Genomic DNA, 12870 nt, shown 5'->3' on the forward strand with positions numbered 1-12870 from the left:
ACTCGCAACTGACAACTGATAACTAGCTAAACCCAGATGGCGCCCGATCTGACTACTGACAACTTCCAACTGTCAACTGAAAACCCCGTCAAGCTCATCATCTGGGACCTGGACGACACGTTTTGGCGCGGCACGCTCTCGGAAGGCGAAATCGAAGCCATTGCCGACAACGTGGAGCTGGTGCGCGCCACGGCGGCCCGCGGCATCATCCACGCCGTGGTCAGCAAAAACGACCTGGCCCCGGCCGAAGCCAAGCTCCAGGAGCTGGGCGTGCGCGACCTGTTCGTGTTCCTGCGAGTGAGCTGGCAGCCCAAGGGTCCGATCATCAAGCAGCTGCTGGAGGATATGCAGCTGCGCGCCCCCAACGCGCTGTTCCTCGACGACAACCCCATCAACCGGGCCGAAGCCCTGCACTACAACCCCCGGCTGCAGGTAGCCGACCCCGCCGAGCTGCCGCGTCTCGCGCCCGCGCTGCTGGCCCTCGGCAAGCCCGACCCCACGTACGCCCGCCTGGAGCAGTACCGCCTCTTGGAGCGCCAGCAGCAGGCCCGCGCCGACTACCAGGGCGACAACCTGGCCTTCCTGCGCGACGCCCAGGTGCGGGTGGAGCTGCGCGAGGGCAAAGACGCCGTGTGGCCCGACTTCAACCGCATCGAGGAGCTGATCAACCGCTCCAACCAGCTGAACTACACCAAGAAGCGCGTGGTGCTGCAGCAGCTGGAAGCCCGCTTGGAGGCCACGCGCCTGCGCTGGGGCACCGTGCGCGTGCGCGACCGGTTCGGCGACTACGGCCTGGTGGGTGTGTACGCCCTGAACACCTTCACCAACGAGCTGGAGCAGTTTACCTTCAGCTGCCGCATCCTGCACCTGGGCGTGGAGCAATGGACGTACGCGCACCTGGGTTTCCCGAAGCTCGACGTGCAGGGCGACGTGGCCACCCCGCTCAACCAGACCGAGCAGCCCGACTGGATTACGCTGGAAACCCCGGCCGAAGCCGCGCAGGGCCGCGAAGCCGCCGCCCTGCCGCCGGGTGCCGACAAAGGCCGCCTGCGCATCCTGCTCAAAGGCGGCTGCGACCTGGGCCAGCTCACGCCCTACCTGCAGACCTACCAGGTCGACGTGACGGAGGACTTCAACTACGTGAACGACCACCAGGTGCCGGTGCACACCGAGCACACCGAGCTGCTGCGCCTGAGCCACACGCTGCCCGCCACCGAGCAGCACCGCCTGGCCGACGCGCTGCCCTTCCTCGACCGCGAAGCCTTTCAGCCCCGGCTCTGGCAGCCCGGCCCCGGCTACGACGCGGTGGTCTACAGTCCGCTGATGGACTACACCCAGGACCTGTACCGCGAAAACGCCACCGGCCTGCTGATTCCCTTCGGCGGCTACCAGGACCTGACCCAGGCGGACCCCGCCGAACAGGCCCGGCGCTACGCCCAGCGCAAGTTTCGCGGCATGGATGAAGCCTGGCTGCGCCGCTTCCGCGAGGAATTCAGCTACGCCGGCCCGCTCACGCCCGAGCGGTTTCAGGAGAATCTGCAGTGGCTGCGCCAGCAGCTGCCCGCCGCGGTGCCGCTCATCCTGCTCACCGGCGCCGAAATAGAGGTGCCCGGCTCGCCCGAACCCGGGGCCGTACAGCGCCATCAGCAAATGAACGCCGCCCTGCTCGACTTCGCCGCCCGCACGCCCAACGTGCTGGTGGTCGACGTGCGCGAGGTGGTGCGCACCCGCGCCGACGTGACCAACAACCTGCGCCACTACCAGCGGCCTTTATACAAAGCCCTGGCCGAGAAGCTGGCCGCCGAGCTGGCGCAGTGGCAGGGTCGGCAGCTGAAACGCTCCACTGTGGGGCAGCTGCGGGCCGCCCTGCTGGACGCTCTGCCCAAGCCCGTGCGCAAGGTGTGGGACCGGCTGACGCAGTAGCGCGCAGCGGACAGTGGTTGTAGCGCGAACGTTTAGTTCGCGTATCGTAGCTGACGTCCGTCCGATTGCCGTTTGACGGCTTCGTTCAAGATTACGCGAACGGAAAGTTCGCGCTACAGCCTATCTCCGAATCAGCTCCACCAGCCGCTCGGTCAGGCCGCGGCGGGAGTAGCGGGCGCTGCTGAAGGCGGGCAGGTCCTGGTTCGGGTTCTGCTGCCAGCTGGCCACCAGCTGGTCGAGGTAGGCGCGCATAGCGTCCCGGTCTTCGTAGTCGAAGTTCTGCCCGGCGCTGGTTTCGTCCAGGATGTGGGCCGCGTCGGAGCCGGTGGGGCCGATGCAGATGACGGGCTTGTTGGCGGCCAGGTACTCGAACACCTTGCCCGGCAGAATGCCGCGGTTGTGCGGCACATCGGGAATGCCGAGCAGCAGCGCGGTGCTGCGCAGCATGTAGCCCACGGCCTCGTCGTGCGGCACGAATTCCACCAGCTCGGTGCGCTCCAGCAGGCCCGCATCGGCCAGCTGCTGCGCCACTTCCTTGGCCACGCGCCCCACGAAGCGCAGGCGCAGCGGCACCTGCGGGTGCCGGACCGCGCAGGCCGCTACTTCCGCCAAGAACGGCCCGACGTGGTACTGCCCGGTGATGGTGCCCACGTAGGTAAGCAGCAGCGTATCAGCGGGTGGGAGCGAGGGATGCTGAAAATCGGCTTCGTCGTAGCCGTTGGGCAACACCGCGAACTTATCCGAGTGCAGCCCGGTGCCCTTGCCCTGCAGCAGCCGGCCCGTGTCGGGGCTGGTGGTAATGACCACGTCGGCGGCTTCCAGCACCTGCCGCTCGTAGCGCTGATCCAGCCAGCGGGCCACGGCGGTGCGCATCAGGGTCTGGGTGTAGTAGATGTCGGTCCACGGGTCGCGCAGATCGGCCAGCCAGCGCCAGCCGTAACGCTTTTTCAGGGCCAGGCCGATGAGCTGGGTGGAGTGCGGCGGCGAGGAGGTCAGCACCGCGTCGAACTGCTCGCCGGCGGCCACCAAGGCCGCTACTTGCTTCAGCACGAAGCTATTCCAGCCCCGGCGCGGGTCGGGCAAAAACACGTTGCCGCGCACGAAGCGCGCCACCCGCTGCGCCACCGAGGGCCGGCCTTCGTTGGCAAAGCCGCCGTGCGGAATGGGCCGGTTGGTGAGCTTCTGGTAGGCCCCGAACGGCTCCCGCGTGCCCGTGCGCAGCACCCGCACGCCCGGCGGCACGTCGGCCTCCAGCGAGTAGTCCAGCACCGGATACGCCGCCTGGGCCGGGTCCACGGTGATGACCGTCGGTTCGACGCCCAGCGCGGGCAGGTGCTTCACCCACTTCAGGCAGCGCTGCACCCCGGCCCCGCCCGAAGGCGGCCAGTAGTAGGTGATGACCAGCAAACGAAGCGGGGCGGGCACGGCGGGGTGGTTTTTAATGTTACGGGAGGGCGAAAGTAAAGCGCAGAACCGGCTTTCATGGTTTTGTGGCTATTTTTGTGCCTGGTGCTCCGGCCCCGCGCTTGGGGCGCGGCTTCCCAGCCTGCACTTTTTCGCCCGAAGCAGCTCTTTGCTACTCCCGACCCATGTTTGATAATTTATCTACCAAGCTCGACCGCGCCTTCAAAACCCTCAAAGGCCAGGGCAGCATCACCGAAATCAACGTCGCCTCGACGGTTAAGGAAATCCGCCGCGCGCTGGTGGACGCCGACGTGAACTACAAGGTGGCCAAGGAAGTCACCGACAAGATCAAGGACGAGGCCATGGGCCGCGAAGTCCTGACCGCGGTGTCGCCGGGCCAGCTGATGGTCAAAATCGTCTACGACGAGCTGACCGAGCTGATGGGCGGCGAGAAAAAGGACATCCAGATCAAGGGCGACCCGGCCGTGGTGCTGCTCTCGGGCCTGCAGGGCTCGGGCAAAACCACCTTCGCCGGCAAGCTGGCCGCCTTCATCAAAAAGCAGAACCGCACCGTGCTGCTGGTGGCCTGCGACGTGTACCGCCCGGCCGCTATCGACCAGCTGAAGGTGCTCGGGGAGCAGATCGGGGTGGAGGTGTACGCCGAAGTCGAGAACAAGAACCCCGTTCAGATTTCGCAGAACGCCATTGAGTACGCCCGCAAAAACAACAAAAAGGTCGTCATCATCGACACCGCCGGCCGCCTGGCCGTGGACGAGCAGATGATGCGCGAAATCGAGCAGGTGAAGCGGGCCATCAACCCGTCGGAGACCCTGTTCGTGGTGGACTCCATGACCGGTCAGGACGCGGTGAACACCGCCAAGGCCTTCAATGAGCGCATCAACTTCGACGGCGTGGTGCTCACCAAGCTCGACGGCGACTCCCGCGGCGGCGCGGCCCTGAGCATCCGGGCCGTGGTCGAGAAGCCCATCAAGTTCATCTCGACGGGCGAGAAGATGGAGGCGCTGGACTTGTTCTACCCCGACCGCATGGCCCAGCGCATCCTGGGCATGGGCGACGTTATCAGCCTGGTAGAGCGCGCCCAGCAGCAGTTCGACGAGGACGAGGCCAAGCGCATCAACGCCAAGATCCGGAAGAACCAGTTCAACTTCGACGACTTCCTCTCGCAGCTGGACCAGATCAAGAAGATGGGCAACCTGAAGGACCTCGTCGGCATGATTCCGGGCATGGGCAAGGCCATGAAGGACGTGGAAATCGACGACGACGCCTTCAAGCCGATTGAGGCCATTATCAAGAGCATGACTCCGCAGGAGCGCGCCAACCCGGACATCATCAACGGCAGCCGCCGCAAGCGCCTGGCCGCCGGCTCGGGCCAGGGCATTCAGCAGGTCAACAACCTGATGAAGCAGTTCGACGAGATGCGCAAGATGATGCGCACCATGAACAAGATGAGCCAGACCAAGGGCGGCATGGCCCAGATGGCCAAGATGATGGGCATGCGCCGCTAATCACGGATTGGCTACGCCGAACTTCGTTTGTTGCGGATTCGTTCGGATTGCACGGATTGTAGCTCCGCTGACCTTCGGTTGTAGACGATTAACGGGCGCCCCGGCTAGCAGCCGGGGCGCCCGTTTTTTTACCGGCGGAAGCCAAGGCCTGCGCAACGGTTGAGCTAACCCTGGCGTACCAGACGGCGTTTGCGGACGGGTACCAGTCTTGTCTGCCGATGATTTTTCTCCCCCGAATACTGCCCGGATTGTGTCTGCTGAGCCTGCTGGGTGGCTGCAACGGCCCCGCTGAGCAAACCGCCACGACTGCGCCGCCGGCTGATTCTACTGCTTCTGCCGCCGCGCCAGCCGCGGATACTGCTGCCCGGCCAGCTGCCCAGGGCCAGCCCGTGGCGTTGGGCGGCCAGACTTTCCGGCTGAAAGCGTTTCCGCTGGGGCAGCCCAACGCCGATGCGCCGCAGTTCAACATCTACCTCTACCCGAGCCAACGGCCCGACAGCGTGCTGGTGGCCCAGGACACCGAGCCCTCGGTGCTCGACCGGGACCAGGGCCCGCGCATGGGCGTGCCCAAAACGGCCGTCATCCTGTTCCAGACCTACAACGCCGGGGCCGGCTACCATTATTACGCCACAGCGGAAGGCCACCAGCTGCGCATCTACCGCAAGCGGCTGGAGGAAGCCACCCCGGAAAACGAGCACGCCGCCCGGCCCGCGTGGCAGCTGGTCAAGACGTTTGGCTTCTTCACCGATGGCGCACGGCCGCTATAGAAGGCCATATAATAGGAGTGGTGCCACGGCTCAAAGCCGTGGCACCACTTTTTTAAGCTACAAGTAATTTCAGCCATCAGAACGGCGCGGCGTAAACGTAGTGGTGCCACGACTTTTGGCGTCGTGGCACCACCCTGGGCGTTAGTCTTCCACAACCGAAGGTTAGCGGAGCTACAATCCGTGCAATCCGAAAAATCCGGACGAATCCGTACTTAGTACTCCGTCTTGCCTTCCTGCTGCTCCCAGGCGCCGAAACCTTCCAGCGCTTCGTCGCGCAGCAACTGCTGCATGGGAATGCTGCGCTCGGCCAGGGGCTTCTCGATTTCGTCGTAGATAAACTGGTCGTCGAAGCCGATGGCGGCCGCGTCCTGCTTGGTGTTGCCGTAAAACACGCGGCGCGGGCGGGCCCAGTAGATGGCGCCGAGGCACATCGGGCACGGCTCGCACGAGGTGTACAGGTCGCAGTCGGTGAGCTGGAAGGTGCCCAGCTCCCGGCAGGCCTTGCGGATGGCGTCGACCTCGGCGTGGCAGGTGGGGTCGTTGGTGCTGGTGACCTGGTTGTAGCCGCGGGCAATGATGCGGCCGTCCTTGACGACAACGGCGCCGAAGGGGCCACCGTGGCCGGCCTGCATCTGCTCGACGGAGAGGCGGATGGCCTCGCGCATGAAGTCGGGGTTGGGGGAATCCATAGGAGAAAGGGGAAATGAACCGGCAAAAATACGCTGCCGACGGGCAACTATCCGCGCCCGGACTCCGAGTTTGAAACTGGCACTTAAAACAGGCCGGCTGGTACTGCGCAAAGCAGCAGCTCGGCTGCCCCACAACCAAACCCCTTTCTTCCTCCCCAACCAAACATCCTCCGTTATGAACCAACCATCTACTCTCGGGCGACTGTTCGGGCTGGTCGCCGGGCTGCTGCTGAGCCTGGTCGCCCGCGCCGACCACCTGCGCCCCCACCTGCTGCTGGGCGCCCAGCTTACCGGCGACCAGGAGGTGCCGGCCGTTGCCACGGCGGCCCGGGGCGTGGCCAGCTTCACGCTCAACGCCACCCGCGACACCCTGTTTATCACGGGGGCCTTCAACGGCCTGAGCGGGCCCGTCACGCAGGCCCACGTACACGACGGAGCCCGCGGCGTGGCCGGCCCGGTCGTTACCAACCTGCTGCCGTTCATCACCGCCAACCGCCTGCGGGGCTTCCTCACCGGCGCCGACATCGACCGGGCCAAGCTCAGCAAGTACCTGCGCGGCGAGTATTACATCAACGTGCACACGGCCGCCAACCCCGCCGGCGAAATCCGCGGGCAGATCGAAGTGGAGTCGGATGCGGAGTACGCGGCCACCCTGAGCGGCGCCCAGGAAGTGCCGGCCGTCACCACCAGCGGCACGGGCCTGGGCACCTTCAACCTAAGCCAGGACCAGACCCGGCTGCGGTTCAAGGTGGTGGTGGCGGGTCTGGGCAGCGCCATCACCAACAGCCACTTTCACACCGGGGCCGCTGGGGTCAGCGGCCCGGTAATCGTCGGCACGGAGTCCTTCCGCACCGGCAACGTCATCGAGGGCGAAATCACGCCCACTGCGGCCTTCCTCACGGCCTTGGCCGCCGGGCAGATTTACTTCAACGTGCACACGGTCAATAACCCCGGCGGCGAGGTGCGCGGGCAGGTGCTGCCCACCGTCCGCTCCCTGCCCCACGACGCGCGCCTCACCGGGGCGCAGATGGTGCCGGCCGTCGTCACTGCCGGCCACGCCGTGGCCGTGCTGCGCCTCAACACCACGCTCGACACCGCCCGCATCGTGGTGGCGCACACGGGGCTGAGCGGCGCGCCCACCGCCGTCCAGTTTCACGCTGCCGAAGCCGGGCAGCCCATCAGCGCCAGCACCCTGTTTGCCTCGGCGGCCCTCACGCCCACGTCGGGCAACCTGCTGAGCTTCTTTCTGAGCGGGCTCACGCCGGCCGGGCTCAACCTGCTGCTCAGCGGCGGGGGCACGGTGGTGTTTACCACGGCCGCCAACCCCAACGGCGAAATTCGTGGGCAGATTTACCGGTTGGCGCGCGAGGGCTACAGCTTCGTCCTGAACGGCCAGCAGGAGGCGCCCAACCCCGTGAGTAGCAGCGGCTACGGCGCCGGCTTCGTCTCCATCGACCGCGACCAGACCAATGCCCACTTCGCCCTGGTGTGGGGCGGGCTGAGCGGCCCGGCCACCAACGCCCACTTCCACACCGGCCTGTTTCGGCAGGCTGGCCCGGTGGTGTTCAATCTACCGCCGTTCTTCAATAACACCACCAACCCCTTCGAGGCCAACGGGTTCTGGACCGCCGCGGCCGCGCAGCCCTTTAATCTGCGCCGCTCCCAGCAGTTCCGCCGGGACAGCATGTACGTGAACCTGCACACGGCCACCAACCCCGGCGGGGAGATTCGCGGGCAGGTGTTTCGCGGGGCCCGCAACCTGAGCCGGGTGCTGGCTACGGAGCCCGCGGCCCTGGTGGCCGGGTCGTTGGCGGCCTTCCCCAATCCCGTGCGCGAGCAGTTGCAGCTAATTTTTGAAGGCCGGGTTGCCGCGCCGGGCACTATTCAGGTGACGGATGTGTTAGGCCGCCGAGTTCTTTCGCAGACCGTGCGGATGCAACCCGGAGCCAATAATCCGACTCTTGGGGTTAGTGACTTGAAGGCCGGAATATATTTTGTCACCATAAATGTTTCTGGCACGAAGATTGTCACTAAATTTGCGAAAGAATAGTTTTTAGGTGTTTTGGTTGTGGAAAAGAGGGCGGCTGTTAGCTGCCCTTTTTTTATTGCTGATAATTAACACTTTAGCCGATTTGCGTGGTGCCCGGACGGGCTGACGGGCTGCTCCTGGCCGCGGATTCAGGCCTGCTTAGGGCTTGGCATAGAAGTACTCCTGCCGCGGGGCGGGGCTGCCGTGCTGGCGGAGTTGCGCTTCCTGCGCCCGCAGTTCCACCCGCCGGATTTTGCCGCTGATGGTCTTGGGCAGCTCCGCGACAAACTCCAGGATGCGCGGCATCTTGTAGGGCGCCAGCTGCTGCCGGGCAAAGACAAACAGCTCGGTAGCCAGGGCTTCGGAGGGCGAGGAATCGGGGTGCAGAATGACGAAAGCTTTGATTTCGTGGCCCTTGATGGGGTGCGGCGAGCCGACTACGGCCGCCTCCACCACGGCCGGGTGGTCAATCAGCGCGCTTTCCACCTCGAAGGGGCCCACGCGGTAATCGGAAGATTTGATGACGTCGTCGTCGCGGCCCACGAACCACACGTAGCCGTCGGCGTCGCGGTAGGCTTTGTCGCCGGTGTAGTAGAGGCCGTGGCGGAACACGGTGGTGGCGCGCTCCGGCTCGCCGAAATATTCCTTGAAGATGCCGTTGGGCCGGGCCGGGTCGAGGCGCACCGCAATGTGGCCTTCCGCCAGAGCGGGCAGTTCCCGGCCCTCGTCGTCGGCAATGACGATGTCGTACATAAACGAGGGGCGGCCCATGGAGCCGAAGCGCACCGCGCTGCCGGGCAGGTTATACACCATGGCGGTGCTCTCCGTCTGCCCGTACCCGTCGCGGATCAGCTGGCCGGTGCCGCGCTGCCAGGCCTCGATAACTTCGGGGTTGAGCGGCTCACCGGCGCTGACGCACTCGCGGAAACGGAAGCGGTAGGCCGTGAGGTCTTCCAGGATGAGCAGGCGCAGCACCGTGGGCGGGGCGCAAAAGGTGCTGACGCCCTCGCGCTGCAGGGCCCGCAGCAGGGGCGGGGCCGCGAATTTGCCGCCCTGCCGGTACACCAGCAGGGCGGCGCCCACGCTTAGCGGGGCAAAAAAGCTGCTCCAGGCAAACTTGGCCCAGCCCGCCTGCGAGATGTTGCAGTGCAAATCGTCGGGGCCGACGCCGATCCAGGCGGCCGTGCTCAGGTGCCCGACGGGGTAGGAGAAGTGGGTGTGCGTGACGACTTTGGGCAGGCCCGTGGTGCCCGAGGTGAAAAAGAGGAACAGCGGGTCGTCGGCGCGGGTGGGGGCGGCCGCGGCCGTGGCGGGCAGCTCCCGGGTTTCGGCAAAACCGACCCAGCCCGGCCGCGCGCCCGGGCCCACCAGCATTTTCAGCGGTATCTGCACATCCAGCGCGGCTTCGGCCTGGTCGATTTTGGCGGCGTTATCGGCATCGGCCACGACCACGGCGGGCAGCAGGCGGCCGAAGCGGTACTGCAGATCGGCCACCGTCATGATGGTGGCGGTGGGCACGAGCACCTGCCCGCCCTTGATGCCGGCCAGGTAGGTAAACCACAGCTCGGCCACCACGGGCACCATCAGCAGCACGGCCTGCCCGGGCAGCACGCCGCGCCGGCGCCAGTAGTTAAGCAGCCGGTTGGCGTGGGCGCTCAGCGCCGCGTAGCGGTAGCTTTCCACCGGCCCGGCCTCGTCGCCCACCAGGCGCAGGGCCTCTTTGTCGGGGTGCGCGGCCGCGTGCAGGCCCTCGAAGATGTCGGCGGTCCAGTTGAACAGTTCCGGCTTGGGAACGGGCAGCCGGGCCAGCTCGTCGTAGCGGCCGGCGGCGGCCAATTGCTGAAACTGCTGGAAATACGCTTTCATGCGAACGGGAAGGGAAGGCGCAGAACGAAACAGGGCGCGGCCGCCCGAAGCCGGCCGCGCCCACCGCGGGGGGGCGGCCCGGGGGGTTAATGTACGACTCGCAGGATGTAGTTGGGCGCGTCGGCGGGGCTGGCTTCGTCGCGGAAAGCGCCCACGCGGCTGGGGCCGTAGCCCAGGTTCACCTTTACCCATTCGTCGCGGGTGGGCAGCAGGGCCAGCACCTCCTGGCGCAGCGCGTCCAGGGCGGTTTGCAGGTTGTCGCGCTGCTGGGCTTGCTCGTCGGTGGTCTGGTCGAAGCTGCCGGTGGGCGGCCGCTGCTCGAAGGGGCTGGTGTCGGGGGCGGGCAGGGCGGTTTCGGCCTGGTGCGAGCGGGTGGCCACGGTCAGCTGGCGCAGCTCCTGCTCGGCGGCGAGGTAGGCAGTGACTTTCTCCTCCAGCGGGAGCAGGTTGGGGTCGAGGTAATCGAGGTTGGAGGCCATAGTTGAGAGAAAAACGAGGTCGGTAACTGAACGGAAGGCGCCGGTGGAAGGATACAGCGGGGGCCGGAGCACCCCGTCGGGCGGCTAGGGCGCGGGGTCGGGGCGGGGACGGTTGCGCTGGCACTTCTCGCCGCAGTACTTCACCTCGTCCCAGCTGCGGGCCCACTTCCGGCGCCACGCGAAGGGCCGCCCGCAGGTGGCGCAGATCTTGGTGGGCAGCGTGGCTTTGGTGTAGCGCGGAGTGGGGGGGGCGGGCATGGGCAGGCGCGGCTGGGGGCGTAATTCCTATACTCGGTGGCCGGGCGGCGCGTTGTGGCTACCTTTGCGGGCTTTTTCCGTTTCCCCACCCGCATGAATCGTTTACTCCTGATGCTGCTGGCCGTCAGCATGGGCGCGCTGCTGCCCGTGCAGGCCGCGCTCAATACGCGCCTGGCCCGCGCCACCGACGGCCCGGTGGTGGCGGCCCTGGCCTCGTTTGCCGTGGGCACGCTCACCCTGCTCGTCATTGCCCTGGCCGCCGGCATGCGCCTGGGCAGCATCGCCGAAGCCGTGCGCAGCCAGTCGCCCACGGTGTGGCTGGGCGGCGTCATCGGGGCCTGCTACGTGGGCTCCGTCACGGTGCTCACGCCGCGCCTGGGCGTGGCCCTCACCTTCGGGCTGCTCATTGCCGGGCAGCTGGTGCTGTCGGTGCTCTTTGATCATTTCGGTCTGTTCGGCCTGCCGATGCAGCGCCTCTCGCCGGGGCGCGTCGCGGGCGTACTTTTGCTGCTCATCGGCGTAGTCCTGATCCGCCGCTTCTGAGCAGATAACCCCGGACCACCGGCTGACCTGACCATGGCCGCCGGCGCTTGACCCGCCCACTGGCCCTACCAACTGACAACCCCCATGGCTTCCACTTTCGACCCCATCGGCGCCGCCCTGCTCGACTACGTGGCCGGCCAGACGGCCGCCACCATCACCGTGCACAGCAACGTGGCCGAGGACGAGCCGCTGCCCGCCAAGTATTTTTTTCGCACGCTCTGGGAGATGCCCGCCCTGGAGCGCACCGCCCTCGACCAGTGCCGCGGCCGCGTACTCGACCTCGGGGCCGGGGCCGGGGCCCACGCCCTGGAGCTGCAGAGCCGGGGCTTCCAGGTGAAGGCCGTCGACGTGTCGCCGGGCGCGGCGCAGGTGATGCAGCAGCGCGGCGTGCAGGAAGTGGCCTGCCACGACGTGTTTGAGCTGAGCACCCGCCACGACGAGGCCCGCTACGACACCCTGCTCATGCTTATGAATGGACTGGGCGTGGTGGGCACCCTGGAGGGGCTGGAGCGGTTTCTGGCCCTGGCGCACCCGCTGCTGGTGCCCGGTGGGCAGATTCTGGCCACCTCGGCCGACATCAGCTACCTTTACGAGGACGAGGACGGCGCCCTGGTGTTCGACCTGAACGCTCCGTACTACGGGCAGGTGGATTACCAGATGAGCTACCAGGAGCAGACCGGCCCCGCGTTCCACTGGCTGTTTGCCGACCCCACCATCGTGCAGGACTACGCCGAAGCCGCCGGCTACGAGGTGGAGTTTGTCGACGAGGACGAAAACCAGCAGTTTCTGGTGCGCCTCACGCGCCACTAGCCGCCCTGGCCGGCGAAACATCTGCTCCCGGCGCCGGTTACCTGCCTTTCGGGCGGGCGCGGGCCGGCCGCGCCCCCATTCCCTGCTGCATGATCTACGCCAAGCATTACCCCATTCGTTGGGCCGACCTCGACCCGAACGGCCACATGCGCCACTCGGCCTACAACGACTACGCCGCCCAGCTGCGCCTCGACTACCTCAGCGACGCGGGCTTTCCGCTGGCCCAGTTTGCCCGGCTCGGCATCGGCCCCATTCTGTTTCGCGAAGACACGCGCTTTCTGAAGGAAATCAGCCCGAACGAAACCATCCGCGTCGATGCCCAGCTGGCCGGCCTGAGCGCCGACGGCAGCCGCTGGCGCATCGTGCACACCGTCTATAAGCAGGACGGGCGCGAGTCGGCCACCATCACCGTCGACGGGGCCTGGCTGGATCTGCGCCAGCGCAAGCTGGCCGTGCCGCCCGCCGAGCTGGCCGAGGCCCTGGGGCAGCTGGCGCGCCACAGCACCTACGCCACTATCGAGCGGCGCCCCCCGGCGGAATAGGCCCGCCCCGGCCCGGCAGATTCGGCGCGCGGTT

At 66.6% G+C, this 12870-nt stretch carries 12 protein-coding genes; 7 read left to right on the forward strand and 5 right to left on the reverse strand.

What is annotated here, in order from left to right; all coding sequences use genetic code 11:
- The first annotated feature begins 36 nt into the window (after positions 1-36).
- Positions 37-1923 carry a hypothetical protein gene (locus DLM85_RS01985; protein WP_111476389.1) on the forward strand — a complete coding sequence of 629 codons (1887 nt, stop codon included), beginning with the start codon at positions 37-39 and terminating at the stop codon, positions 1921-1923.
- A 120-nt stretch (positions 1924-2043) separates the two neighbouring features.
- Here DLM85_RS01985 and DLM85_RS01990 read toward each other — a convergent pair whose 3' ends face one another.
- Entirely contained in the window at positions 2044-3348 is a 1305-nt protein-coding gene (locus DLM85_RS01990; protein ID WP_243635843.1) for a glycosyltransferase family 4 protein, read from the reverse strand.
- Positions 3349-3512: 164 nt separating this feature from the next.
- Between DLM85_RS01990 and ffh the strand changes: the two genes are divergently transcribed.
- Both ffh and DLM85_RS02000 read left to right on the forward strand, forming a co-directional pair.
- The gene (ffh, locus tag DLM85_RS01995; protein WP_111476390.1) at positions 3513-4853 is read left to right on the forward strand and encodes a signal recognition particle protein; all 1341 of its coding nucleotides are present in this window, start codon (positions 3513-3515) and stop codon (positions 4851-4853) included.
- 218 nt (positions 4854-5071) lie between these two features.
- Positions 5072-5620, forward strand: a complete 549-nt coding sequence (locus DLM85_RS02000; RefSeq protein WP_133256843.1) for a hypothetical protein — start codon at positions 5072-5074, stop codon at positions 5618-5620.
- A 212-nt stretch (positions 5621-5832) separates the two neighbouring features.
- Here DLM85_RS02000 and DLM85_RS02005 read toward each other — a convergent pair whose 3' ends face one another.
- Positions 5833-6309, reverse strand: a complete 477-nt coding sequence (locus DLM85_RS02005; protein WP_111477473.1) for a nucleoside deaminase — start codon at positions 6307-6309, stop codon at positions 5833-5835.
- 175 nt (positions 6310-6484) lie between these two features.
- Between DLM85_RS02005 and DLM85_RS02010 the strand changes: the two genes are divergently transcribed.
- On the forward strand, positions 6485-8359 hold the full coding sequence (locus DLM85_RS02010; protein ID WP_165821971.1) for a CHRD domain-containing protein: 1875 nt from the start codon (positions 6485-6487) through the stop codon (positions 8357-8359).
- A gap of 138 nt (positions 8360-8497) precedes the next feature.
- Here the strand turns inward: DLM85_RS02010 and DLM85_RS02015 are convergent, their stop codons facing one another.
- The 3 genes from DLM85_RS02015 to DLM85_RS02025 form a co-directional block, all read right to left on the reverse strand.
- Positions 8498-10204, reverse strand: coding sequence for an AMP-binding protein (locus DLM85_RS02015; RefSeq protein ID WP_111476393.1), 1707 nt, complete (start codon positions 10202-10204; stop codon positions 8498-8500).
- Positions 10205-10290: 86 nt separating this feature from the next.
- Positions 10291-10683, reverse strand: a complete 393-nt coding sequence (locus DLM85_RS02020; RefSeq protein WP_111476394.1) for a hypothetical protein — start codon at positions 10681-10683, stop codon at positions 10291-10293.
- A gap of 84 nt (positions 10684-10767) precedes the next feature.
- Positions 10768-10941, reverse strand: a complete 174-nt coding sequence (locus DLM85_RS02025; protein ID WP_111476395.1) for a DUF2256 domain-containing protein — start codon at positions 10939-10941, stop codon at positions 10768-10770.
- Positions 10942-11034: 93 nt separating this feature from the next.
- On the opposite strand from DLM85_RS02025, the gene DLM85_RS02030 reads away from it, so the two are divergent.
- The 3 genes from DLM85_RS02030 (at position 11035) to DLM85_RS02040 (ending at position 12836) form a co-directional block, all read left to right on the forward strand.
- Positions 11035-11484: a DMT family transporter gene (locus tag DLM85_RS02030; RefSeq protein WP_111476396.1), complete on the forward strand. Its 450-nt coding sequence runs from the start codon at positions 11035-11037 to the stop codon at positions 11482-11484.
- Between the two features lie 84 nt (positions 11485-11568).
- Entirely contained in the window at positions 11569-12294 is a 726-nt protein-coding gene (locus DLM85_RS02035) for a class I SAM-dependent methyltransferase (RefSeq protein ID WP_243635844.1), read from the forward strand.
- A gap of 89 nt (positions 12295-12383) precedes the next feature.
- The gene (locus DLM85_RS02040) at positions 12384-12836 is read left to right on the forward strand and encodes an acyl-CoA thioesterase (RefSeq protein WP_111476398.1); all 453 of its coding nucleotides are present in this window, start codon (positions 12384-12386) and stop codon (positions 12834-12836) included.
- Positions 12837-12870 lie beyond the last annotated feature (34 nt).

Origin of the sequence: Hymenobacter edaphi (assembly GCF_003258365.1) — a bacterium.
Classification (GTDB): domain Bacteria; phylum Bacteroidota; class Bacteroidia; order Cytophagales; family Hymenobacteraceae; genus Solirubrum; species Solirubrum edaphi.

Coding starts and splice junctions, on each gene's coding strand:
- DLM85_RS01985 (WP_111476389.1), top strand. CDS start 37: ATGGCGCCCGATCTGACTACTGACAACTTCCAACTGTCAACTGAAAAC.
- ffh (WP_111476390.1), top strand. CDS start 3,513: ATGTTTGATAATTTATCTACCAAGCTCGACCGCGCCTTCAAAACCCTC.
- DLM85_RS02000 (WP_133256843.1), top strand. CDS start 5,072: ATGATTTTTCTCCCCCGAATACTGCCCGGATTGTGTCTGCTGAGCCTG.
- DLM85_RS02005 (WP_111477473.1), bottom strand. CDS start 6,309: ATGGATTCCCCCAACCCCGACTTCATGCGCGAGGCCATCCGCCTCTCC.
- DLM85_RS02010 (WP_165821971.1), top strand. CDS start 6,485: ATGAACCAACCATCTACTCTCGGGCGACTGTTCGGGCTGGTCGCCGGG.
- DLM85_RS02015 (WP_111476393.1), bottom strand. CDS start 10,204: ATGAAAGCGTATTTCCAGCAGTTTCAGCAATTGGCCGCCGCCGGCCGC.
- DLM85_RS02020 (WP_111476394.1), bottom strand. CDS start 10,683: ATGGCCTCCAACCTCGATTACCTCGACCCCAACCTGCTCCCGCTGGAG.
- DLM85_RS02025 (WP_111476395.1), bottom strand. CDS start 10,941: ATGCCCGCCCCCCCCACTCCGCGCTACACCAAAGCCACGCTGCCCACC.
- DLM85_RS02030 (WP_111476396.1), top strand. CDS start 11,035: ATGAATCGTTTACTCCTGATGCTGCTGGCCGTCAGCATGGGCGCGCTG.
- DLM85_RS02035 (WP_243635844.1), top strand. CDS start 11,569: ATGGCTTCCACTTTCGACCCCATCGGCGCCGCCCTGCTCGACTACGTG.
- DLM85_RS02040 (WP_111476398.1), top strand. CDS start 12,384: ATGATCTACGCCAAGCATTACCCCATTCGTTGGGCCGACCTCGACCCG.